Genomic DNA, 22,343 nt, shown 5'->3' with positions numbered 1-22,343 from the left:
CATGCCAGCAGAACCCCTTCGTGTCCTCGACCTGCCCCACCACGTCCTGCCAGACCCAGACGAGCTCGTGCGCGCCGCCATGGAGTGGCATTTCGGCCCGGCGACCGGCAGCGAGTTCTGGCTGCGCCGGGCCTCGTCGCTGGGCTTCGACCCGCGCGCCGACGTCAAGAGCTGGGCCGATCTGCGGTTGTTTCCCAACGTCACCGACGAGCTGCGGGACCTCCCGGTCGAGTGGCTGATTCCCAAGGGCCTGCAGGGACAGATCGACGTCGTCGGTGTCATCGAGAGTGGCGGGACCACCGGATCGCCGAAGCGGATCCCGCTGCTTCGCGACTTCGCCGAGCGGATGGCCTATGCCGAGGCGGCCCTGCTCGCCGACGCCGGGGTGTCCCGGACCGCGGGCTGGCTCTGCGCCTTTCCGAGCGGACCACACGGCGCGCTGGACCAGATGAAGCGGGCCGCCTGGGCCTACGGGGACGGCATCCCGGTCTTCGCCGTCGACCTCGACCCGCGATGGGTCAAGAAGCAGGCCGGTGACGTCAACGCCTACGTCGAACACGTGATCGACCAGATCGCCGACGTGCTGCATACCCAGCACGTCGAGACACTACGCATCACGCCACCACTTCTGGCCCGGCTGGTCCGCCGGGACGATGTCGTCGACCTCATCGCCTCGAAGATCAGGCACATCTTCTGGGGCGGTGCGCACATGGACGCCGATAGCCGAGCCTTCTACCGCACCGAGTTGTTCCCCGACGCGGTGATCCGCGGCAGATACGGCACGACGATGGCCCTGGGCGCCGGCGGCTGCGAACGCGCGGGCCTGGGACACGACGACCCCTGCGTGTTCGATCCCACGATGGCTCCCTACGTCACGGTGTCCGTGGCGGGCGCTGACCACGGCCAACGAGGCCAGATGGTCGTCAACCACGTCTCCCGGTCCTTCATGCTTCCCAACAACAGCGAGCGGGACACCGCGATCCGGGTCGAGCCCGCGTCGCCGGGTCAGGTGGGTGACTCCTTCGCCGACGTTCAGCCGCTGCCCGAGTTCGGCGGCGCCCGCGTTGTCGAGGGGGTCTACTGATGCACGACCTGCCGATCCTCGGGCCGTCGGGCGACCATCGGTCGCGTACGCCTGTTCCGGTCTCGGACGTGCGGGGCAAGCCGGTGGCGCAGCTGAGCCTCGCGCCGGTGCCCCAGGTCGCACGGGCGGTCGCACAGTTGCGACGCGGCCCGCTGTCGTCGGTCGACGAGAGAATCGCGGCCCTCCGGGCCGCGGGATCCGCGTTCCGGACCGACGAGGTAGGCGGCCTGACCGCGAACGATTACCTGCGACTGGTCAGCGGGATATCCGGCCTCGGCATCTCGACGGTCCGTGCAGCGACCGACAAGATCGCCCGGTACTGCGCCGACGCGGACATGCACACTGCCTTCGCCCGTCCAGCCGGAGTTGCCACCGACATCCAGGACCCGCGGGCGAAGGCTGGCACCGCTGTCTGGGTGCGCCGCGGCGACGTGCTGGCGGTGCACGCTGCGGGCAACCACCCAGCCGTGCACGCCGACTGGGTTCAGGCACTGGCGTTGGGATACCGGGTTGCCGTGCGCCCGTCCCGCCGTGAGCCAGTCACGTCCCACCGGCTGGTGGCCGCCCTGCGGCAGGCGGGGTTCGGTCACGACCGGGTGGTCTACCTGCCGAGCGACTACGTGGCCGCGGACGAGATGCTGCGCGGCGCGGACCGGGCGATGGTCTACGGTGGCGACGATGTCATCGCCAAGTACGCGAAGGACCCGACAGTCCTGCCGCAGGGGCCCGGTCGATCGAAGATCCTCATCGCGTCCGACGTGGACTGGCGTGACTACGTCGACCTGGTCGCCGACTCGGTCAGCCGCGGTGGTGGCACCGGATGCACCAATACCACGGCGGTGATGGTCGAGGGCGACGCCGCAGGGCTGGCCGAGGCGCTCGCCGAGCGGCTGGGATCACTACCGTCGCTTCCCCCGGAGGACGACTCGGCCATCCTCCCCGTGCAGCCGGTCGACGCGGCCCGCCGGTTGGAGCGGTTCGTCTGGGACACCGCCGCCGGCGCCGCCACTATTCTCGGCGCGGATGGCATCATCGACGAGTTCGGTGACGGCAGCGCCGCTGTCCGCCCCGCGGTGTTCCTGGCCGCCGATCCCGCAGCGTCGGCACCGGTCGAGCTCCCGTTCCCGTGCGTCTGGGTGTTCCCGTGGTCGAGGACGGACGGAGTCGCCCCGTTGCGGCAGACGCTGGCGTTGACCGTGTTAAGCCACGACGAGGGCCTGATCGAGCGGTTGCTCGCCGAACCGACCGTGCGCAACGTGTACGCCGGTGCGTACCCCACCTACTGGAACGCGCCGCATGTACCGCACGACGGCTACATCGCGGACTTCCTGATGGAGCCGAAGGGGTTCCTCCGACGGTGACGGTGGTAGCGATGGGCGAGCGGTCCGATGGCTAGAGTCAGCTCATGACGGCGGACCATACGCGTGCCGGCGAGCGTCGCCGACAGACCGACCGGAGCGTCGCCGGTATCGCTGAGGTGGCGCGCACGGCCGGCGTCTCGATGATGACCGTGTCGCGGGTCATCAACGACCGACCGGGCGTCGGCGACAAGACGCGTGAGCGGGTCCGTCAGGTTATGAAGGACCTCAACTTCCAGCCGAACACCTCGGCCCGGGCGTTGAAAACGGGCAAGGCCAGCGCGGTCGGCATCATCTGCCTGGCCACCACTCTCTACGGTCCCGCCGTGACGCTGTTCGGCGTCGAGCAGGCCGCCCGGGCCGCGGGCTACGCCGTCAACGTCATCAGCCTCAACACGATCACAAGAGCCACGCTGGAGCAGGCGATGGCGCAGCTGAGCCAGGTGCCGGTGGCTGTCGTCGTCATCATCTCGCCGTTGAGCTCCAGCGCCGAGTCCTTGCGCGACCTGCCCGGTAAGTTGCCGACGTTGGCCGTGTGGGCGCCCACCGACGTGGGCATGTCCGTGGCGGCGGTCGACCACCAGCACGCCGCGGCCGCGGTGACCCAGCATCTGCTGGGCCTCGGGCACCGAACCGTCCATCACGTGTCGGGTCCCGCGGGCTGGACCGGCACTGAGCAGCGCATCGAAGGGTGGCGGACCGCTCTCGAAGCGGCCGGTCGACCGGTGCCTCCACCGATCGAGGGCGACTGGACGGCCCGCTCCGGTTTCGAGGCAGGGTTGCGGCTGCTCGACCAGCCCGACGTCACGGCGGTGTTCGCCGCCAACGATCAGATGGCTCTGGGGGTGCTGCGCGCCGCTCGGGTGCGCCGCGTCGAGGTGCCAGGCCAGTTGAGCATCGTCGGCTACGACGACGGCCCGGATTCCGCTTACTACTCGCCGCCGTTGACCACTGTGCGGCAGGACTTCGCGCTGATCGGTGAGCGTGCGCTGTGGCTCGCGCTGGCGAAGATCGGCCATTCCACCCCGCCGACGGTCGACACGCTCGTCGAGCCTGAGCTGATCGTCCGGGAAACCACGGCGCCCCCGCCAGCCACCTTACGTTAACGTTACCTCTCCGATGCGCGAGGGCCTTGACGGCGGCCGCAACGTTAACGTTAACTGACATCTCCAGCACCCAATACGGAGATTCGATGCAGGTCACAGAAGTCGTCACCACGCCCGTCGCGATCAAGTACCGGCCGGAGTACCAGGCCGACAAGCGCTACTACCCTAAGCCGGCGGAGCAGACCAACGTCATCATCGAGATACGCACCGACGACGGCACGGTCGGCATCGGCGAGGCAGCACACGCGCCAGGCATCTACGGCGAGACCGCTGGCGCCACGATCGCTGGCATCGAATACCTCGCCCCCGCGATTATCGGGCAGGACCCGCGGCAAATCACCAAGATCAACATGGCGGTCGACCGCCTCTCGCCTGTCGGTAACATCGCGGCCAAGGCGGGGCTGGACATCGCCCTGCACGACCTGACGGGCAAGATTCTCGGTGTGCCGGTCTACCAGCTGCTCGGGGGGCGCGTCCACGAGTCGCTCAAAACCCACATCACCCCGGCGACCTACGAGGGCACCGCGGATGACCTGATGGACCTGGTCGCCCAGGGCTACCGGGCGTTCAAGCAGAAGATGAGCGGCGACATTGGGTATGACATCCCGCTGGTCGAGTCTCTGCTTGACCGGGTGCCGGACGGGATCGTGCTCAGCCTCGACGTCAACCAGGGCTGGAGCGTGAAGGACACACTCGAAGTGGTCACCGTCCTCGAACGCCGGGCCGTACACCCCCGCAACGTGATCCTCGAACAGCCGATCGACGGCGCCGACATCCGTGGCGCGGCCCGGATCCGCAACGCCACCAACATCCCGATCATGCTCGACGACGGCATCCGTACCGCCGCCGACCTGCGCCGGATCCTCGACGCAGAGGCCGCCGACATCGTCAGCCTCAAGATCAGCCGAGTAGGCGGAATCCAGCGCTGCCTGCAGATGATCAAGATGGCGGAGGCGGCCAACGTCTCCTACATCGTCGACGAGATCAACGAGATGCGGGTGGCGAACACCGCCGTCGCGCACCTCGCGCTGGCCTCCAAAGCGCCGCTCTACACGGGTGTCGCCTGCCACCTGTTGCTCGAGAACGACATCGTCACCGGCGGCGGCGTCTGGATCGACAAGGGCGAGGCGTACGTCAACGACCGGCCGGGTCTCGGGATCGACGGCCTGGACCTCACGGCGGTCGCCGTGCCTGCCGCCGATGCCTAGGAGCCGTCGATGAAGCCGCTGCGTGTCGGGATTACCGAGAAGAACCGCAACCCGTACTGGGACATGGTCAACGCCGGCTGGCGTGACGCCGCCGACCGGCTCGCCCTCGACCTGGCGATCGACGCGCCCACCCACGAGGACGTCGACGCCCAGGTCGCGATGATGCGGGCACAGCTCAATTCCGGCGTCGACGCGCTCGCGTTCGTCGCCACCCGGGTCGACGCATTCGACGAGATCGTGTCGGAGGCGACGGGCAGGGGCGTCCCAGTGGTCGCGTTCGACCTCGACGCCCCCCGCAGCGGCCGGCTCTGCTTCGTCGGCATGGAAACCCCCGAACGCGCCGGACGCCGGGTGGGTGAGCAGATGGCTGCCCTCGTCGGCCCCGGTGCGACGGTCATCGTGCAGACCGGGTCCGCCAAGGCACCGGGCGCAGTCGGCAAGCGGACCGGATTCCACGCGGTCATGGCCGAGCACGGCATCCGCGTCGTCGACGCGCCCAGTGACGGGGAGGACGCCGTTTGCGCCTTCGAGACCGCGCGGGAACTCCTCGACCGGAACCCCGAGACGACCGGGATGTTCGGCGTCTACGGTTACCACCCGATCGTGCAGGCCCGCGCCGTCGAGGCCCTCGGCCGCCGCGGCCGCGTCGCCGTCGTCGGCTTCGACATGCTGCCAGAGACGGTCGCGCTGCTGGCAGACGGCGCGGTAGCCGCGTCGACATGGATCCAGGAGTACTACTTCGGCTTCTACGCGGCGGCCGCCATCTCCGACCTCGTCCGGCTGGGCGTACCCGAGGCGCTCACGCTCCGCGGCATGGACCCGGACGAGCGCGCCGGCAACGTCTTCGTGCTGCCATCCGTCACCTACACCCCGGAGACGGTCGGGCAATTCAAGACCTGGTTCGAGCGGGTCGACCTCGCCCCGCGTACCGCACCGACTCTCACCTGACCACACACCGAGCGGCCGCCACCGTCCGACGGCCGCCCGGTTTCGAGGAAGAGGATCGAACCCCTATGAAGAGAACCCGTTCCCGTCGCGTCGGTTCGGCGGTCCTCGCCGCCGGCGCAGCCCTCGCGCTGACCCTGTCCGCATGCAGCACCGCGGGGGGTGGCGGCGATGAGTCCGGTGGCGACGGCTTGACCGCCGTGTTCCTGTCCGGCGGCGCGTACGACCCGTGCGCCGAGGGCTACGCCAAGAAGTTCGCGGAGGAGACCGGCGTCCAGGTGCAGGTCATCCACGAGGGCTACCCGACGCTGCACGACAAACTGCTCACCGCGCTGTCCAGCGGCGCCGACAGCTACGACGTCATCATGGTCGCGTACCAGTGGACCGGCGAGTTCGCGCCGTTCCTCACCCCGTTGACCGACAAGCTCAAGGCCGACCAGTCGCTGTCCGGTGTCATCCCATCGGTCTCGCAGAGCTACACCTTCGAGAACCAGCAATACGCGGTGCCGTTCAGCGCCCAGGCCGAGACGCTGTTCTACCGCACCGACCTGCTCCAGAAGGCCGGGCTCGAGCCGCCGAAGACCTGGGACGACTACGAGAAGGTCGCCAAGTTCTTCGACAAGAACCCGGACTACCCCGGCGTGTACGGCACGTCCGTGAAGGCCGGCGACGCCAACGTGCAGTCGGCGTTCAACAACCGCTACTACGGCCTTGGCGGCGCTGTGCTCGGCACACCGCGGAGCACGCTCGATGTCGCCACCGCCACCAAGGCGCTCGACCTGCTCAAGCGTGACGCCACCGAGCTGTCGCCCGCGGGTGCCCGCCAGGCGACCTTCGTCGAGGTCAGCGCCCAGTTCGCGGCCGGCAACGTCGCGATGGCCGAGCTTATGCCAACGACGGTCCTGTCACAGATCACTGACCAGACACCGGAGAACAAGGTGTACGGCAAGGTCGGCGTCGCCACGATCCCGGGCGGCAAGGGCGAAGCGGGCGGCTGGGGCCTGTCAGTCGCCAAGTCGTCCTCCGACCAGGACAACGCCTACAAGTTCGCCTCCTTCATGTCGTCGGCGGCGGCCGATCACGACTGCTTCGTCCAGTACGGCAAGAGCCCCGTGCAGGGCGCCACGTACGAGGCCGGCGACGTCGCGGACAAGTTCTACACCACGGGTGTCCGGGCCGCCCTTGAGACCGCCGCGCCGCGGCCCAGCGGCGCGACCGCGGGCAAGCTGAACACCATGTTCACCGACGTCTCGTCCCGCTTCCTGGCCGGCCAGATCCCGAACGCGGCCGCCGCCGCCCAGGAAATGGCCGACGAGTACGTGAAGATCAACAACGGGAAGTAGCTGACATGTCGACGACGCAAGCCCGGGTCCGGCCGACCGCGCCGGCCGATCCGGGCTCTGCCCCGAAGCCAAGTCGGCGGAGCCAGCTCCGCGTGCCGACCGTGCACTTCTGGCTGCTCGCGCCTGCGGTCGCCGTCTGCCTCGGCTTCGTCATCTACCCCTTGGTGCGGACGGTCTACCTGAGCTTCACCAACCTCGGAGCCGCCGGCGACGCCGAAGCGGTCGGCCTCGACAACTATGTCGAAATGCTGCACGACGCGGCGTTCTGGAACTCGCTGCGAGTCACCGCGATTTTCATCGTGGTAAGCATCTCCGTGGAGCTGGTCCTCGCCTGGGCGCTGGCACTGCTGCTGCAGGGCACCGTCTCGCGGATGAGCCAGACCCTGCGGGTCGTCTTCGCGATCCCGATGATGCTCTGCCCGGTGGTCATCGGCATCAGCTGGCGGGCGCTGCTCAACCCGCAGTTCGGCTGGCTCAACGCCATCTTCGGCACGCAGAACATGGACTGGGTCGGCGACCCCTCGAAGGCCCTGTGGGTCTTCATCCTGGTAGACGTGTGGCACTGGACGCCGTTCATGTTCATGCTCATCTCCGCCGGTCTGCTCGGCATCCCGGAGGAAGTGCGGGAAGCGGCCCGCCTCGACGGGGCCGGCGCGTTGCGGATCTTCCGGCACATCACGCTGCCACTGCTACTGCCGGTCACGCTGGTCGCCATCCTGCTGCGCGCGCTGGACGCGACCAAGACCTTCGACCTCCCGTACACCCTCACCGGCGGGGGGCCGGGCACCTCGACCCAGACCATCGCCATCTACCTGTACCGCAACGCGTTCGCCGAGTTCGACCAGGGCTACGCATCGGCCGTCGCGATCACGGTCACCGTCGCGCTGTCCGTCTTCGCTCTGCTCTACCTGGGCTTCGTGCGCCGTGTCGAGAAGAGGTTGACCTGATGAACCCGGTAGCTCGCCTCAGCCTTGCCGCGCTGCGGTTCGTCGCGATCGCGGCCCTGCTCTTCGCGACCCTGTTGCCGTTCGCATGGATGATCAGCACGGCGTTCAAGCGCAACTCCGAGATCCTGGTCTTCCCGCCACGGATACTCCCGTCCCACCCGACCCTCGACCATTTCCGCGAGGTCTTCTTCGGCGGCACGGTCGGTCCGTACTTCGCGAACAGCCTCGTCGCCACCGCGGTCTCGACGATCCTGACGCTCGCGCTGGCGACGCCGGCCGCGTTCGCGCTCACCTCGCACCGTTTCCCCGGCGACGCCGGGCGGCACATCGGCCTGGGCTTCCTGCTGCTGCGTTTCCTGCCACCGTTCGCGATCATCATCCCGCTGTTCGTGCTCATGCGCTCCAGCGGGCTAATCGACACGGTCTTCGCGCTGATCATCGTCTACACGGCGTTTCACCTGCCGCTGGCCATCTGGATCATCCAGCCGGCGGTAAGCCAGATCCCGCGCGAGATCTTTGAGGCGGCGGCCATGGACCGGGCCGGCCCGCTGCGCACCTTCTGGAGCGTCATCCTGCCGTTGCTGCGACCGGCGATCGCGACCGCGGCCGCGTTCTGCATGATCTTCTCCTGGAACGAGTTCTTCTTCTCGTTGATTCTGACCACCAACAAGGCCAAGACGTTTCCGGTGCTGGTCAGTTCATTTGTCACCGACAGCGGTCCCGATTGGGGCACGATCGCGGCGACCTCGCTCGTCGCGATCACTCCCATCGTGGTCCTCTGCGTGCTGCTCCAGCGCCACCTAGTGGGCGGCCTGACGTCCGGTGCGGTGCGCTGACACGACCATCGGGTCCCCGTACTCGCCGGTGCGGGGACCCTCAAGGTGGCTAGATCAGTGGACAGCTGTTCCGGTACTGGGAGATGCCGGACTGGTCGCTCATCGGGCACCTACGACCGGCTCGACGAACTGCTTGAGCTGGTAAAGGCGCGCCATGAGTACCGGCTAGTGCCCACCTGACCATCCGTGGTATTGACATCGATGCCATTGAACTCTTCTCAACCTGAGTAGCGTTGCTCCTCGACGAGTTGAAGGACGAGGATTGCGGCGAGTAGCGGGGGGCGCGGCGTGGGCAGCAGTGCAGCTTGGCCAGGAGTTTCGAGGTCTTGACGGTGGCGACGGCGCGTTCGCCGATGGCGCAGACGTTGGCGTGGGATCGGTTGACCTTGCGCATGGGCTCGGGCAGGTTCCGGGCGCAGAAGGGGACGATGACGGTGCCGCGGGCGCCGCGGTAGTCCTTGTCGGTCGGCGATGGTGATCACCTGCTCCTCGGTGAGCGCGTCGATGATCCCGTGCTCGCGGGGGCGGTCAGGTCGTGGGTTGAGCCGGGCAGCGCGGGTGAGATCCAGGTCAGGCGGCCGGCGGCGTCGGCGACGACCTGGGCGTTGACGCCATGACGGCGGTGGTTGCCGGCGTAATGGCGTCAAACTTGCTCTCCGGAGAGCTGGTCGGTGCGGAGCAGGCAGCGCCGGTCCCCGGCCAGCCGCGGGCCTACGCGATTGCGTGCGTGCAGCGCATCGACTCGTCGGGTGTGGCGTGGCCGTGAGTGCGCTGAAGGTGCGCCTCGCCCCAGACCCGGACGCCTTCCACGACGGGCAAAACCGTGATGCCGTAGGAGGTGAGCCTGTAGATGACCGGCTCCGGGATGGGTCCGGTCACGACGCGCTCGACGAGCCCGTCAGCCTCGAGTTCGCGCAGCTGCTCGGCCAACACTTTGGGCGTGATCGGCGCGCCCAGACGGCGGAGGCCGGCGAAGTGGCACTCGCCATGGGCGAGCCAGTACAGAAGGGTCAGCTTCCACTTTCCACCGACCGCGGCAAACGCCGCGGCCATTGGGCAGCCGGGTAGAGGATTGGGGCGCGACGGTGAGGGGTTACCTGCAGGTGCCTTCTTGTTCATGGGCGTGCTCCGCTCAGATAGTCGAATCATGAACCTTCACACCAAGATCACGATGCCATACATACGGATCCTGGTCCCGTGCCTCTCGCTTCTCATACTGACTGCGATAGCGGCGTCGGGCGACGCGGCGGCGGCTCCCCTCAGGGCTTCGGCGGCTGCCGAGGACGGCCAACGTGACTTCGACTGGGAGATCGGTGCCTGGCATACCAAGGTGCGGGTGCTCGCCGATCCGCTCTCGGAGTCCGAGGATGAATGGCTCCACTTCGAGGGTACGAGCGTCGTGCGCCCACTGCTGGACCAGCGGGCGAATGTCGTCGAACTCAAGGTCTCGGGGCCAAACGGACGGATCGAGGGCCTCAATCTGCGCCTCTATGAGCCCCAGGCGGGGCGCTGGAGCCTGACCTTCGTGAACCTCCGCGATGGACTGCTCACCCCGTCCGTGTACGGCCGGTTCCACGACGGTGTGGGCGAGTTCTACGGCGACGACCAGCTCGGGGGACGCGCGATCAAGGTGCGCTTCCTCATCTTCCGGCAGGGCCCGGACAAGGCGAGGTTCGAACAGGCCTTCTCAGACGACGGCGGGAAGACGTGGGAGACGAACTGGATCGCCGTGGACAACCGAATTGCAATGTCAGCTGAATTTCTTTTTCAAACTCAGCGCCCGTGCGTCGCGCTGATCCTGTGCGGATTCAGCGTGTCGTGAAGACGTAAACCGGCCGCCACCTGATGATCCCTACGTTCCCTGCAAGGATACGAAGAACAGAACAGGTGGTAGCCGTGGCCACGATTCTGGACTACCTCGTGGCCTCGTGTTGCCCGACACGTCCACGCCGGACACGTCCTAGCGCAGAGTTGCGCTTCGAGCCGCATCTGCTGAGCTTGATCTTAACCCGTGCAGCGTGGGCGGGGAGTAGTCGATGTCTTCGGTTTCGTTCTCGCGCGTGGGCTGATGTGCACGTCGTGGCGTTGGGCGCTGTTTGTTGGTTCAGCCTGGTGGTCGGCCGGGGGCCTGGGCGGGAAGGTTTCGGTGCTCTGGCCAGGCATGCGTTTCTCGCGCGGAGGTGCCGGAACCCTCAGCGGACGCGGGCGGGTGATAGGCGTCTTCCACGGTCAATGCCGGCATAAACGACGGCCTCTTTCGCCGTCGGTCGCAGGTTGTGGGTCGCTGGACAGCGGATACACCCGAATCTCGGGGCGATGTCGGCGCCCGGCGGCCGCACGATTCGGCCTGGCACGTCGGAAGATCGCCCGCTGCGCCCGGACGGCCGGCACTACCCGAACGTCGGATAACGACCATCGAACGGGTCATCCCGGACAGGATCAGCCGCACCTACGGTAGTGCAGTGCTGACGACGGGTGCGGCTTATTGCCGGGCGGGCCGGAGGCGACGAACGAGTGACTATCAGGACGCGGCGTGGTGGAGCGATCGAGAGGCCGGCTGAGCCGTACCTTCCACAGCGGGCGGCATCCCGCAACGGATTCAAATAAGCTGTTGCCCCTGTCCGCGGTGCCGTCTTCGCCCTAGCAAGGGTATGAGCGGAAGGTATCTATGGCTTCGGGACTGAGCTGGCTGGACAGCTCCCGCGAGGACCAGCAACGCCTGCGCGAGTTGCTGAAGTTGTTCAGCGACACGGAGAGCCGGGACGAGTTGGGCATCGGCCAGGTCCGGGACGCGTTCAGTGACCTGCTCTTCCCCGGTACGTCGGTCATCCAGACCCGGGCCCGGTATCTGCTGATAGTGCCCTGGTGCTATGAGGAGGCGCAGCGCCGAGGGCTGCGCGGTGACCGCTTCGCCGCCCAGGTCGATCGCAACGAGCGGAAGGTGATCGACGCTCTGCTGCGCCGGGACGACACGGAGGGTGTGATCGGACGGCGGGCCGGGGCGGGTGTGCGGACGCTGCCGTCGAGCATCTACGCGGCGGCGCTGCTGCGCTACGGCATCAGAACTGGCGCCGACGACAGCGCACCCGGCGGCCCGCTGACATCGGGCCCGGCTGAAGCCGATGAGCTGACCGAGCGGTCGGGCGGAGTCTGGCACCCGACCCTGCCGCCGCCCCCGGCGAATTTTCCTACGGAGGTTGCGGGTGGGCTGAGGCTGAGCCCCGGCGAGGCCCGATGGCTGCGGGAACGGCTTCTCACCGCGGCGCCGAGCACCCTGCTGGCATACCTGCTCCAGCCCGAGAACCGTCCCGGCTGGGAAAGTACGGCGCCGTGGGATGAACCGGCGGCTCTCGTTGCCCCGGAGCCGATGGGATCGCTGGTGCGGGATGCCGCCCGGTTCTCATTGGCGATCCACGGTGCGGCGCTGCTGTACAACCTGCTCATTGCCGAGCGGTATCAGGCGGCAGGTCTGACCGAGCACGAGGAGCCGGTGGACTGGTACCGGAACGAGCTGAAGGGCTGGGACGATCGGGTGTCGGCGGAGCGCGGCCTCAAGGGCTGGGACCGGTCGGGAATGTGGGATCAGCTGATCCACCAGAACCCGCGGATCGCGGCGAATCTCGCCGCGCGCCGATTCATCGACCGCTGGCTCGACGCGGTCACCAGCGGAGCCGCAGGTGATGCCGCCGATGACCAGAGCCTGCGGAATCTGGTGGCCGAGCGGGAACGGTCGGTGAAGAAGAGCCAGTCGCGGCTGGTCAACGACAAGCTGCTGCGCACCTGGAGCGGCGCGTCGGGCAGCCGGCAGCTGGTGTTCCGCTGGCCGCAGGTTCGCCGGATCCTCGTCGACATCCACGACGGCTGCACCGCTGACCTGCCGGAGCCTGCCGGTGCTCGCGCCTGATTCCCGCGCGCTCCTGCTCGACGCTCTGCGCCCGCCGCCAGGCGCACGGCTGTCCCGGGCTGTGGCGTTGACGTTCACCCTCGATCTGGAGAGCCTGCTGGTCGCCCCGCTGGCCTTCGCCGCGCACGGCCTGCGCGAGTCGACGGACCCGATCGCGGTGATGGAGGGTGTGCGGCACTGCGCCGACCGCATCGACGTGTTCTGTCAGGCAGGGCAGATCGCGGTGCCACCGACGAGTTCTGCGCTGTTGGCGTTCGTGGAGCCGATTGTGCACCAGGTGCGCCGGCCCAAGCCGGGTCACCTGTTCCATCCGAAGCTGTGGGCGCTGCGCTTCCACGACGAGGCGACCGGGGAGACGTCGGTGCGGCTGCTGGTGCTCAGCCGCAATCTGACCAAGGATCGCAGTTGGGATGTGTGCCTGCGCCTGGACGGTACGATCGGCACCCGGCCGGCCCGGAACAACCGGCCCCTGTACGAACTGCTGCGACAGGCGACGCGGCTGGCAGTCGCGCCGCTGCCGTCTCACCGGCTGGCGGCGGTCGAGGCGCTGGCCGAGGACCTGCGCCGCGCGGAGTGGGAGCGCCCCGAGGGCGCGCGGGAGATGTACTTCCACGCGCTCGGCGTGCCCAACGCTCGCCCCCCGGACTTCGTCGGTACGCGTAACCTGGTTATTTCGCCCTTCTGCACAGCCGGTGGTCTGGACCGGTGCGCACCAAGCAGCCAGCTGGCGGTGGTGAGCCGGCAGGAGACGCTCGACTGCCTGCCTGACGAGAGCCTGGCCGGATCCGAGGCGCTGGTGATCAATTCCCTGGCCGGCCTACCGGCGGAAGGCGCGCCGTCGGGCCAGGAGGTGCTCGCCGGGCTGCACGCGAAGCTGTACGTGGTGGAGAAGGGCCACCAGGCGCGGGTGCTGCTGGGATCGGCGAACGCCACCGACGCGGCATTCGGCGGTAACGTCGAACTGCTCGTGGAACTGGTCGGTGGCCGCACCCAGTGGGGCATCGACGCTCTGCTCGGTCCCACGGCGGGCTTCCGGGAGATCCTCGAACCCTACGAACGCCACGACGCTGCCGAACCGGAGCCGGAGGCGGCCGGTCTTCGTGAGCTGATCCGCGACATCGCCGCCATTCCGCTGTCAGCCGCCGTCACCTCCGAGGCCGACAGCTACCAGCTTCGGCTGACGTCCGAGGACGCCCTACCCGATGTGCCGGGCGTGCGGATTACCGCGCAGCTGCACACCCGCCGCGGGGAGGCGGTGGTGCTTGCGCCGGGACAGCCGATGGGCGCGGCGTTCAGCGGGCTTGCGCTGGTCGACATCACCCCGTTCGTCGTGGTCAGCGTGGAGGACAGCACCGGTCGGGAACAGACGGTGGTCCTCGCTGCTCTGGTCGGCGATCCCGCGCACCGGCTCGACCATGTCATCGCCGCGCAGATCGACACGCCGGAGAAGTTCCTGCAGTTCCTGCTCCTCATGCTCGGCCTCGGGACCGAGGCTGTCGCCGCCATCGCCGGCGAGGCTGGTGGGCACGGCGCCTGGCGCCTTGGCGCAACCGGAATTCTCGAGCTGCTGCTCAACGCTCTCGTCGACCGGCCGGAGCAGCTCGACGAGCTGGCTCGGCTGGTCACCCGCATCGAAGCCGGCGGTAACGGCGAGCGTCTGCTGCCGCCCGGCTTCATCGAGCTGTGGCGGGTCATCACGCAGGCGCGGGACACGATGACGGAGGCGGTGCGCTCGTGAAGCGGTACGACGCCGGCCCGGTCATGGCCGGATTGAAGGACTTCCAGCGCGCCACCGTCGCCCATGTCATCGATCGGTACTTCGGCACCGAGCCAGCCCGCCGGTTCCTGGTCGCCGACGAGACCGGGCTTGGCAAAAGTGTCGTCGCGCGAGGCGTTATCGCGCAGACCTTGCAGCGGCTGCAGGACGATGACAGCGTCGAGCGGGTCGACGTCATCTACGTCTGCTCCAACCAGGACGTCGCCCGGCAGAACATCGACCGGCTGCGGGTCACCCCGGACGAGACGGTCACCCTGTCCAGCCGGCTCACCCTGCTCGCCAAGCACGCGGACCAGCTCAATGCCGCGACCGCCCGCGCCGGCAAGCCGATCAACCTGGTCGCGTTCACCCCCGGCACCTCCTTCGACCAGGGCTGGCGGACCGGCACGGCGGAAGAACGGGCGCTGCTGTTTCTAATCTTGGAGCAGGCGAGCTCTTGGGACGGGTGGCGAGGACGGGCGGCGCTGCGGGCACTGCAGGCGGGCGTAGCCAAGCCCGAACGGTTCAAGGAGCGGTGCGACCGGCTGCGCGAACACCTGGGCGGGAAGCTCGACCGGACCATCACCAAGGAGTTTCTCCGTCAGGCCCGGCGGCGGGGCCTGCTCCACCAGTTCGAGGCGCTGCTCGACGGGATCGGCCGGCGCGATGTCCTGCCCGATGCGCTGCGGGAGACCGCCCGCAAGCTCACCGGCGACCTGCGTACGGCGCTGGCCACCGCCGGCGTCGAGGTTCTCGAGCCCGACCTGATCATTCTCGACGAGTTCCAGCGGTTCCGGGAACTGCTCGACCCGAACGGCGGCGAGGGCGCCGAGCTCGCCCGGCATTTGTTCGACTACCGGGCCGCCCGGGTGCTGTTGCTGTCGGCCACCCCGTACAAGCCGTTCACCTTCGCCGAGGAGGCCGCCGCCGGCGAGGACCACCACGCCGACTTCCGGCAGGTGCTGCGATTCCTCAGCGACGACGAGCCGTGGCACGCTGACGTGACCAAGGCGTTCGAGTCGTACCGGGAGGCGCTGGTGCGCGGCGAGCCCTGCGGCGACCTGCGTGACTGGCTGCGCGGCCTGCTGCTGCGGGTCATGTGCCGCACCGAGCGGCCCATGCTGGGCCAGGACGGGATGCTGCGCGAACAGCTGAGCCTTGCCGACGATCTCGACGTCCGGGACGTGCGCAGCTACGTTGCGATGCGCAAGATCGCCCAGGCGGTAGGCGCCCCGATGACTGTCGAGTACTGGAAGTCCGCCCCATACTTCCTGAACTTCCTCGACGGCTACCAGCTGGGCGACAAGGTCCGCGCGGCGCTGGACGACCGTCCGCACCCGGAGGTGCCCGCGCTGCTGGCCTCCGCGCAGCTGCTGGACGCCGACGCAATCAGCCGCCGAGAACCGGTCGATCTCGGCAACAGTCGGCTGCGGCAGCTCGCCGCGGACACCGTCGACCGCGGCTGGTGGCAGCTGCTGTGGCTACCGCCGTCGCTGCCGTATCACGCGCTCGGTGAACCGTTCGCGACGGCGGCGCGGGAGGGCATCACCAAGCGGCTACTGTTCTCCTCCTGGAACGCCACCCCCACCGCCGTAGCAGGACTGCTCAGCTACGAAGCCGAGCGCCGGCTGGGCCGCGCCGGCGAAGGGCACCGCCACCTCGACTACCGGATGGAGCACGATCGTCCGGCGGCGATGAGCGCGCTCGCCCTGTTCTGGCCGCATCCCGCCCTGGCAGCCCTGTGCGACCCGCTCGACGTAGCCCGGCAACGGCCGGACGAGACCCCGACGCTCGCCGTCATCGAGCGGGAGGTCCGGGAGCGGCTACGCGCGCACGTGGCCGCCCGGCTGGCAACGACCGAGGCCGGTCCGGCGGAGCCGTGGGAGCTGGTCTTCCGGTGGCCGGGCGGCGATCCCGGCGTCGAGGACGCCGCCGCGGCCATGGGGGAAGCGTCCGCCGACGACGAGGGGCCGGCCACGGGTCTGGACCGGCACGTGGCCCGCGCCCGCGAGCTGGCCGGCCAGACCGGCTACCCGGCAGCGGGCCAGCCGGAAGGGATGCTCGACACTGTCACGGCGATCGGCCTGCACGGCCCCGGCAACATCGCCTGGCGGGCGCTGTCGCGGCTGATCCACCCCGGCAGCGCCGTCACACTCGCCGGACATTGGCGCGCCGCCGCGCTGCTGGCCAACGGGCTGCGCTCCCTGTTCAACCGGCCCGAATCCGCGCAACTACTCGAAAGCCTAGCGATGGGCCAGGTCTACTGGCAGGCGGTGCTGCGGTACTGCGCGGCCGGCGGTCTGCAGGCCGTCCTCGACGAGCACCTGCACACACTGCGCAGCACGGCCTCGGACACGCCGCTCAACGACGAGGAGCTGTGGAAACTCGCCGACGAGGCGCGGCAGGCTATCGCCAGCCGTCCGTCAACTTACGTTGCCTTTGACCCGCACCACCCCCGGCAGCCGATCAAGCTGCCCGGTCGGTTCGCGCTGCGCTACGGCGGCCGCGGCGAGGAACAATCGCAAGTCGACCGCAAGGTCGCCGTACGCCGGGCCTTCAACAGCCCGTTCTGGCCGTTCGTTGTCGCCACCACCAGCGCCGGCCAAGAGGGCATCGACTTCCACCAGTGGTGCTCGGCGGTCGTGCACTGGAACACCCCCGCCAACCCCGTCGACTTCGAGCAGCGTGAAGGGCGGGTGCACCGATTCGGCGGCCACGCCGTCCGCCGCAACGTCGCCGCCGCCCACCGCGCCGACGCCCTGCGCTCCCCTGGGCCGGACGTGTGGAAGGCCCTCTACGACGCGGCACGAGCTGTCTCCGGCGAGCTGGGAGACTTCGCGCCGTACTGGGTGTTCCCAGGCCCGGCGAAGATCGAACGACACGTCCTGCCGTACCCGCTCAGCCGCGACCAGGGAAAGCTCGACCGACTCAAGGTCGACCTGGTGAGGTACCGACTGGCGTTCGGCCAGCCGCGGCAGGAGGACCTGCTCAACCTGCTGCGGCGACGGGAGACCAGCCAGGTGGGCGTTCCCGACGTTCTGGATCTGCGACCCGCGCCCGAACGAAGGCAACCGTAACGAGAAAGCGGGTCAGCTGCCATCCTCGCTATGCCGGGGTTAGCGCCCGGTATCACGTTGGTAGGGCATGATGGCCGCACGGCCTTCAGCGGCGGAGGCGGCGGGAGCAAGGACCGTCGTGGTCGGCTCGGATCAGGCAGCGCTGCCCGCTGGGCATGAGCGCATCGCAGAAGACCCAGTGGCGCAGGTTTTAGTCGTCCTCTGTCGAGACCGTGGTCCCGCCGGGCTCGGCTTGCGGTAGGACGAGCACCCAGCGGCCGAGGACTCGAGCCAGGCGCTGTGCGGCGGGCAGTTCTTTGGCGACGATCGGCAGGTGGATGACGTACCGCTGGGTCACTGGTCGTGTCCCCGGGCGTCACGGTCGCGGGCCTGGTCGGACTGCCAGCGGCGCAGCGCGTCCTTGATGACGGCGGTCTCCCGGCGGCTGGCGGCCAGGGCGGCGTAGACGGCGGCCATGTCGCCGGCGACCTGGTCGAGGAAGGTGTATACGTCGTCGGGATCGAGGCCGCGACGTCCAAGCCCGACCGGCTTGAAGCGGCGCTCGCGCACCTGCCAGGGAAGCAGACTGGTGTACCCGCCGGAGCGGTAGGTTGCTCCGCTCCCCGGGGTCGGTCGCTGGTTCCGGACACTCATGCCGCTGGCCTCCTCTATATCGGGCGTGGATGGGTGGGGCCACCCGCCCTCCCCGCACGAGCGGACCCACCCGGCCCTGCCACCGCAGCTCCCATCCGCAGTACGGCAGCACGGCCATTGATAGCCAGCTTGGGACACATTGGAGCGGCAATGCAACGTTCCATCACGTATTTCTCGCCAGATGCATTGACTTTCTTTACTGCAACCGGTAGAGGTTGCATGGCGGCGTCACGAAGTGTTGCAAGACGGAACCAAGGGGTGGCCGGATGGCGGAAGACATTGGATCGACCGTGCCGCGCCGGCAGCTCGGCCGGCTGCTGCGCCAGTACCGAACCGAGGCCGGCGTAACTCTCGACGCCGCCGCCGAGGCTCTCGAATACAGCCGACAAAAGATCTGGCGCATCGAGTGCGGCCTGGGCGCAGTCCGGGTGCTCGACGTCAAGGCAATGTGCGAGCTGTACGGGATTTCCGCCGAGCTGACCGAGGCGATGAAAGGACTGGCCGCGGAGACGAAGTCGAAGGGCTGGTGGCACGCGTACGGGGACGCGGTGCCGAGCTGGTTCGAGCTGTACGTCGGCCTGGAATCTGCCGCCGCGCACCTACGGGAGTACGGCGACAACCTGATACCCGGACTGCTTCAGACTCGCGCCTACGCCCTCGCCCTCTACCAGCCAGGCAGTCGGCTGAGCGTTCAGGAGCGCGAGCGCGCCGTCGAGGTGCGACTCCAGCGGCAAACTCTGCTGACCCGCAGACTGCCGCAGCCTCCACGTCTGGACACGGCGCTTTCTGAGGCCGTGCTCCGGAGGACAGTTCGCGGACCAGGCGTCATGACCGGCCAACTGACTCGCCTGCTCGAAGCCTCCGAACTACCAAACGTCTCCCTGCGCGTTGTGCCCCTTGCAGCCGGCCCTCATCCTGGGTCGGTCGCCGGCTCCTTCGTCATCCTCGACTTCCCCGCCAGCAAGGGAGGTCGAGTCCCCGAGCCGTCTGTCGTCTACAGCGAGTCCCTCACCGGGGCGCTCTACCTCGACAAGCCTGAGGAGCTGCGCGCCTATGAGAACGCCTGGGCGGGCCTGGATGTCCTGGCGTTAAGTGAGGCAGAATCGAGGGACATGATCAAGAGGGTCATCGGGGAGATGCGCCATGACTGACCTGACCGGCGCCGTCTGGCGCAAGAGCACCCGCAGCGGCGACAACGGTGGCAACTGCGTCGAGGTCGCCACCAACCTCCCCGGCATCGTCGCCGTACGCGACTCCAAAGACGCCGTCGGACCAGCCCTGGTCTTCCTTGCCAATGCTTGGCGGGATTTCGTCGGCGCAATCAATGCGAAGCGGGTTGGCCCGGACTCGATACAGCGGTAGCAGCGGGACAACCAGATCGCTTACGAGCGGCCATACTGATCACCCACAGGTTCTCGTTCCTCGGCTCCCAACCCGTCGATCAGGAGGTCTCGTGCCGTTCCAGGCGCCCATTACGATCGCCACCGCCTTGGAGCGGATGACGCGACACGACTACGTTCTTCCCGCGATCCAGCGGGAGTTCGTCTGGGGCCCCGATCGGATCTGCAAGCTCTTTGACAGCTTGATGCGCGGTTATCCGATCGGGTCCTTCCTCTTCTGGAAGGTGAACGGCGACAAGGTCAAGTCATACACCTTCTACGACTTCGTCCGGACCTATCACGCCAGGAACTCACCCCACTGCCCCACGTTGGACGTCGAGCGCGGCCGCGATGTGACCGCCATCTTAGACGGTCAGCAGCGGCTGACGGCCCTCAACATCGGCCTCCGCGGCTCCTACGCCGAGAAGCTACCAAGGATGCGGGCGAACAACCCGCTCGCCTACCCAACCAAGAAGCTGTACATCAACTTACTTGCCCGCGGTGATGACGACGAATTGGAGCTCGCTTACCATTTCCGATTTCTGACGGTAGAGGAGGCTGCGTTCCGCGACGAGAGCACCTTCTGGTTTCCTGTCTCCGACGTTCGCGACATCAGCGAAGGCGACCAGGTGTTCGATATCACCGCGCGGCATGAGCTGCCCAACTCCGCCGGGCGGGTGTTGTTCAAGCTCTACGAAGTGGTGAAGCGACACACGCTTATCAACTACTTCGAGGAGGAGGATCAGAGCCTGGAAAAGGTCCTCAACATCTTCATTCGGGTCAACAGCGGCGCCGTCCCCCTCTCCTTTAGTGATCTGCTGCTGAGCATCGCCACTTCCCAATGGCGACACCGTGACGCGAGGGAAGAGATCCACGAGCTCGTCGATGATCTCAACCGTGTGGGGCAGGGCTTCAGCTTCGACAAGAACAGCGTGCTGAAGAGCGGCCTGGTTCTGTTGGGCAAGCGCGACATCCGCTTCAAGGTCGACAACTTCGACCGGCACACCATGCTCGCCATGGAAGAGGGCTGGGATGACATCGAGCGTGCGTTGCGGCTCGCCGCTCAACTCCTGAGCGACTTCGGCTTCTCCACGGCTACCCTACCTGCGAGCAGTGTGATCATCCCGCTCGCCCACTACGCGCATCTCCGACGGCTCGATTCTGCTTATCTGCGCCGTACCGCCGATGCCGAGGATCGGTCAGAGGTCCGTCGTTGGCTGCTGCGAACTGTCATCAAGAGCGGAACCTGGGGCAGCGGCCTCGACACTCTGCTCGGCGGGCTTCGGGCGGTGTTGGACGCGGAGGCACGCAATGGGTTCCCTCGCGCATCACTCGAGCGAGAATTGTCCCGACAGGGCAAGGCCCTGCGATTTGACCCGCTCGAACTGGACGACCTGCTGGACTTGAAGTATGGCGCAACAAAGACGTTCTCCCTGTTGGCGCTGCTCTACCCGGGCATCGACGTGCGCAACGCGTTCCACCTCGATCACGTATATCCGAAGAGCAGGTTCACCGCCGCGAGGCTGCGCGCAGCGGGGATTCCTGAGGATGACATCCCCACCTACCTAGACCGCGTGGACAGGCTGGCCAATCTGCAGCTCTTGGAGGGCACCGAAAACGTTGACAAGCGGGCGGCTCTGCCATCGGAGTGGGTTCGACGGGCGTATCCGGATGCCGCCGCCCGGTCGGGCTATCTCGTGCGCAATGACCTCGCCGACCTCCCGCCGCTGTCAGACTTCCTATCGTTCTACGACCAGCGCCGGGCGCTCATGCGGGAGCGTCTGCTGCAACTGCTCGGGGTGGAGCCGGCCGCTCCGCTGGAGCAGCGGACTGAGCAGGTCGACGCCGTCGCCCACTCCGCGCCCGCTGCCTCGTCGTCACGCCAGGGTTCAGGCCGTCGGGACATCGGCGCGCACATCGTCTCGGCCTTCTTCGGCCTGGCGCCGGGATCGTTCCTCACGATCAACGAGATCCGTCGCCACCGCAGCGACGAGTACGGCGACGAATTTCCCTCGGCCGGCGCGATCCACGCCAGGCTGTTTCCGTCCTCAGGTAGGTGCACTGTGCCGGGCGTCGAGCCCGGAACCAATGAGCGGGGCCTCCGAGGAGCACGAAAGGCGTAGGAGTCGACGCACGCAGATGCTTGGCTGCTAGCGTCGGGTGCCGTCGCTCAGCCGATCAAGGTGAAGCAACAGTGCGTCAACATCGGCGACAGCGGCCGACTTCAATCCGTACTCCAGACAGACGTCCTGCCGGAGCGCCTTGATCTGACGGTGGGCATCGTCTACCTCCCCGACGTCTGCGGCGAGTGTGGCGACGACCTGCTGCCGCCGCGGGAACAGGTCCGGCGACCGTGGCGGCATCGCCTCCTGCTGCTCACAGAGAAGGGAACGCAGTTCGGCTAGTACGACAGCCGTGGTTTGCCGAATGCGCGTCTTCGCTGGTAGTGGCTGTTCTTTGCCCGGCATTGGTGCCTGCGGCGCCATCGTGACCATCGATCGATGAAGTCGCGGCCGCGCCGCTCGTGATCAGGTGTGCCAGCAGACGACGGGTCTCTGCGAGTGTGATGGGGATGAGGCCGTCGTCGCGGAGGTGGGATCTTTTCTCACTGCGGCGGCGGTGACCGCGAGGAAGGCGTGAGCGAGCGTGGCCAGGGTGATGTGGCGGTACCAGGCGTCGTAGCGGCGGACCTGGTACTCGTCGAGACCGACTTGTCTCTTGGCGGTTTGGAAGCATTCCTCGACGCCCCAGCGGCTGCCCGAGGACC

The 22,343-nt window shown here is 67.8% G+C and carries 18 protein-coding genes and 4 pseudogenes; 15 read left to right on the top strand and 7 right to left on the bottom strand.

The window, feature by feature from the left end; translation table 11 throughout:
* The first annotated feature begins 1 nt into the window (after position 1).
* The 8 genes from AB0F68_RS06780 (at position 2) to AB0F68_RS06745 (ending at position 8,827) form a co-directional block, all read left to right on the top strand.
* A complete protein-coding gene (locus tag AB0F68_RS06780; protein WP_357333397.1) occupies positions 2-1,084 on the top strand; it encodes a hypothetical protein in 1,083 nt (360 codons plus the stop codon).
* Positions 1,084-2,445, top strand: a complete 1,362-nt coding sequence (locus AB0F68_RS06775) for an aldehyde dehydrogenase family protein (protein WP_357333396.1) — start codon at positions 1,084-1,086, stop codon at positions 2,443-2,445. The genes AB0F68_RS06780 and AB0F68_RS06775 overlap by 1 nt, the downstream gene beginning before the upstream one ends.
* A gap of 44 nt (positions 2,446-2,489) precedes the next feature.
* Positions 2,490-3,548, top strand: coding sequence for a LacI family DNA-binding transcriptional regulator (locus tag AB0F68_RS06770; RefSeq protein ID WP_357333395.1), 1,059 nt, complete (start codon positions 2,490-2,492; stop codon positions 3,546-3,548).
* Between the two features lie 86 nt (positions 3,549-3,634).
* A complete protein-coding gene (locus AB0F68_RS06765; protein ID WP_357333394.1) occupies positions 3,635-4,756 on the top strand; it encodes an enolase C-terminal domain-like protein in 1,122 nt (373 codons plus the stop codon).
* A gap of 9 nt (positions 4,757-4,765) precedes the next feature.
* A complete protein-coding gene (locus AB0F68_RS06760) occupies positions 4,766-5,704 on the top strand; it encodes a substrate-binding domain-containing protein (RefSeq protein ID WP_357333393.1) in 939 nt (312 codons plus the stop codon).
* A gap of 65 nt (positions 5,705-5,769) precedes the next feature.
* On the top strand, positions 5,770-7,044 hold the full coding sequence (locus AB0F68_RS06755; RefSeq protein ID WP_357333392.1) for an extracellular solute-binding protein: 1,275 nt from the start codon (positions 5,770-5,772) through the stop codon (positions 7,042-7,044).
* Between the two features lie 92 nt (positions 7,045-7,136).
* Entirely contained in the window at positions 7,137-7,991 is an 855-nt protein-coding gene (locus AB0F68_RS06750; protein WP_357333391.1) for a sugar ABC transporter permease, read from the top strand.
* A complete protein-coding gene (locus AB0F68_RS06745) occupies positions 7,991-8,827 on the top strand; it encodes a carbohydrate ABC transporter permease (RefSeq protein WP_357333390.1) in 837 nt (278 codons plus the stop codon). Before AB0F68_RS06750 ends, AB0F68_RS06745 begins: the two co-directional genes overlap by 1 nt.
* A 478-nt stretch (positions 8,828-9,305) precedes the next feature.
* Here the strand turns inward: AB0F68_RS06745 and AB0F68_RS06740 are convergent.
* Together AB0F68_RS06740 and AB0F68_RS06735 are read right to left on the bottom strand one after the other, a co-directional pair.
* Positions 9,306-9,452 (bottom strand): annotated as a pseudogene (locus tag AB0F68_RS06740) (hypothetical protein); the annotation flags it as partial.
* Between the two features lie 86 nt (positions 9,453-9,538).
* Complete coding sequence (locus AB0F68_RS06735) at positions 9,539-9,946, bottom strand: helix-turn-helix domain-containing protein (RefSeq protein WP_357333389.1); 408 nt, start codon at positions 9,944-9,946, stop codon at positions 9,539-9,541.
* 28 nt (positions 9,947-9,974) lie between these two features.
* Between AB0F68_RS06735 and AB0F68_RS06730 the strand changes: the two genes are divergently transcribed.
* Positions 9,975-10,649: a hypothetical protein gene (locus AB0F68_RS06730; protein ID WP_357333388.1), complete on the top strand. Its 675-nt coding sequence runs from the start codon at positions 9,975-9,977 to the stop codon at positions 10,647-10,649.
* A 182-nt stretch (positions 10,650-10,831) separates the two neighbouring features.
* Here the strand turns inward: AB0F68_RS06730 and AB0F68_RS06725 are convergent.
* A pseudogene (locus AB0F68_RS06725) lies at positions 10,832-11,046 on the bottom strand (transposase); the annotation flags it as partial.
* A gap of 449 nt (positions 11,047-11,495) precedes the next feature.
* Here AB0F68_RS06725 and AB0F68_RS06720 point away from each other — a divergent pair.
* The 3 genes from AB0F68_RS06720 to AB0F68_RS06710 all read left to right on the top strand — a co-directional run bounded on the left by AB0F68_RS06720 (position 11,496) and on the right by AB0F68_RS06710 (position 17,564).
* Entirely contained in the window at positions 11,496-12,731 is a 1,236-nt protein-coding gene (locus AB0F68_RS06720) for a DUF6361 family protein (RefSeq protein WP_357333387.1), read from the top strand.
* Positions 12,732-12,798: 67 nt separating this feature from the next.
* Positions 12,799-14,469, top strand: coding sequence for a phospholipase D family protein (locus tag AB0F68_RS06715; protein ID WP_357333386.1), 1,671 nt, complete (start codon positions 12,799-12,801; stop codon positions 14,467-14,469).
* Positions 14,466-17,564: a helicase-related protein gene (locus tag AB0F68_RS06710; protein WP_357333385.1), complete on the top strand. Its 3,099-nt coding sequence runs from the start codon at positions 14,466-14,468 to the stop codon at positions 17,562-17,564. The genes AB0F68_RS06715 and AB0F68_RS06710 overlap by 4 nt, the downstream gene beginning before the upstream one ends.
* An 85-nt stretch (positions 17,565-17,649) precedes the next feature.
* Here the strand turns inward: AB0F68_RS06710 and AB0F68_RS06705 are convergent.
* Together AB0F68_RS06705 and AB0F68_RS06700 are read right to left on the bottom strand one after the other, a co-directional pair.
* A pseudogene (locus tag AB0F68_RS06705) lies at positions 17,650-17,901 on the bottom strand (hypothetical protein).
* Positions 17,898-18,197 (bottom strand): DivIVA domain-containing protein, encoded by a 300-nt coding sequence (locus tag AB0F68_RS06700; RefSeq protein ID WP_357333384.1) that lies wholly within the window; start codon positions 18,195-18,197, stop codon positions 17,898-17,900. Before AB0F68_RS06700 ends, AB0F68_RS06705 begins: the two are co-directional and overlap by 4 nt.
* A 266-nt stretch (positions 18,198-18,463) precedes the next feature.
* Here AB0F68_RS06700 and AB0F68_RS06695 point away from each other — a divergent pair, with 266 nt between their 5' ends.
* The 3 genes from AB0F68_RS06695 (at position 18,464) to AB0F68_RS06685 (ending at position 21,699) form a co-directional block, all read left to right on the top strand.
* Entirely contained in the window at positions 18,464-19,348 is an 885-nt protein-coding gene (locus AB0F68_RS06695; protein WP_357333383.1) for a helix-turn-helix transcriptional regulator, read from the top strand.
* On the top strand, positions 19,341-19,559 hold the full coding sequence (locus AB0F68_RS06690) for a DUF397 domain-containing protein (protein ID WP_357333382.1): 219 nt from the start codon (positions 19,341-19,343) through the stop codon (positions 19,557-19,559). The genes AB0F68_RS06695 and AB0F68_RS06690 overlap by 8 nt, the downstream gene beginning before the upstream one ends.
* A gap of 91 nt (positions 19,560-19,650) precedes the next feature.
* On the top strand, positions 19,651-21,699 hold the full coding sequence (locus tag AB0F68_RS06685; RefSeq protein ID WP_357333381.1) for a DUF262 domain-containing protein: 2,049 nt from the start codon (positions 19,651-19,653) through the stop codon (positions 21,697-21,699).
* 27 nt (positions 21,700-21,726) lie between these two features.
* Here AB0F68_RS06685 and AB0F68_RS06680 read toward each other — a convergent pair whose 3' ends face one another.
* On the bottom strand, positions 21,727-22,071 hold the full coding sequence (locus AB0F68_RS06680) for a hypothetical protein (RefSeq protein ID WP_357333380.1): 345 nt from the start codon (positions 22,069-22,071) through the stop codon (positions 21,727-21,729).
* Positions 21,978-22,338: pseudogene (locus AB0F68_RS06675) on the bottom strand (IS701 family transposase); the annotation flags it as partial. The gene AB0F68_RS06680 and the pseudogene AB0F68_RS06675, both read right to left, overlap by 94 nt.
* Between the last annotated feature and the right edge of the window lie 5 nt (positions 22,339-22,343).

The sequence above is a fragment of the Micromonospora sp. NPDC023966 genome (genome assembly GCF_040639095.1).
Classification (GTDB): domain Bacteria; phylum Actinomycetota; class Actinomycetes; order Mycobacteriales; family Micromonosporaceae; genus Micromonospora.
This window is presented reverse-complemented; position numbering and strand designations above follow the sequence as displayed.

Coding starts and splice junctions, on each gene's coding strand:
- AB0F68_RS06780 (WP_357333397.1), top strand. CDS start 2: ATGCCAGCAGAACCCCTTCGTGTCCTCGACCTGCCCCACCACGTCCTG.
- AB0F68_RS06775 (WP_357333396.1), top strand. CDS start 1,084: ATGCACGACCTGCCGATCCTCGGGCCGTCGGGCGACCATCGGTCGCGT.
- AB0F68_RS06770 (WP_357333395.1), top strand. CDS start 2,490: ATGACGGCGGACCATACGCGTGCCGGCGAGCGTCGCCGACAGACCGAC.
- AB0F68_RS06765 (WP_357333394.1), top strand. CDS start 3,635: ATGCAGGTCACAGAAGTCGTCACCACGCCCGTCGCGATCAAGTACCGG.
- AB0F68_RS06760 (WP_357333393.1), top strand. CDS start 4,766: ATGAAGCCGCTGCGTGTCGGGATTACCGAGAAGAACCGCAACCCGTAC.
- AB0F68_RS06755 (WP_357333392.1), top strand. CDS start 5,770: ATGAAGAGAACCCGTTCCCGTCGCGTCGGTTCGGCGGTCCTCGCCGCC.
- AB0F68_RS06745 (WP_357333390.1), top strand. CDS start 7,991: ATGAACCCGGTAGCTCGCCTCAGCCTTGCCGCGCTGCGGTTCGTCGCG.
- AB0F68_RS06735 (WP_357333389.1), bottom strand. CDS start 9,946: ATGAACAAGAAGGCACCTGCAGGTAACCCCTCACCGTCGCGCCCCAAT.
- AB0F68_RS06730 (WP_357333388.1), top strand. CDS start 9,975: ATGAACCTTCACACCAAGATCACGATGCCATACATACGGATCCTGGTC.
- AB0F68_RS06720 (WP_357333387.1), top strand. CDS start 11,496: ATGGCTTCGGGACTGAGCTGGCTGGACAGCTCCCGCGAGGACCAGCAA.
- AB0F68_RS06700 (WP_357333384.1), bottom strand. CDS start 18,197: ATGAGTGTCCGGAACCAGCGACCGACCCCGGGGAGCGGAGCAACCTAC.
- AB0F68_RS06695 (WP_357333383.1), top strand. CDS start 18,464: ATGGCGGAAGACATTGGATCGACCGTGCCGCGCCGGCAGCTCGGCCGG.
- AB0F68_RS06690 (WP_357333382.1), top strand. CDS start 19,341: ATGACTGACCTGACCGGCGCCGTCTGGCGCAAGAGCACCCGCAGCGGC.
- AB0F68_RS06680 (WP_357333380.1), bottom strand. CDS start 22,071: ATGGTCACGATGGCGCCGCAGGCACCAATGCCGGGCAAAGAACAGCCA.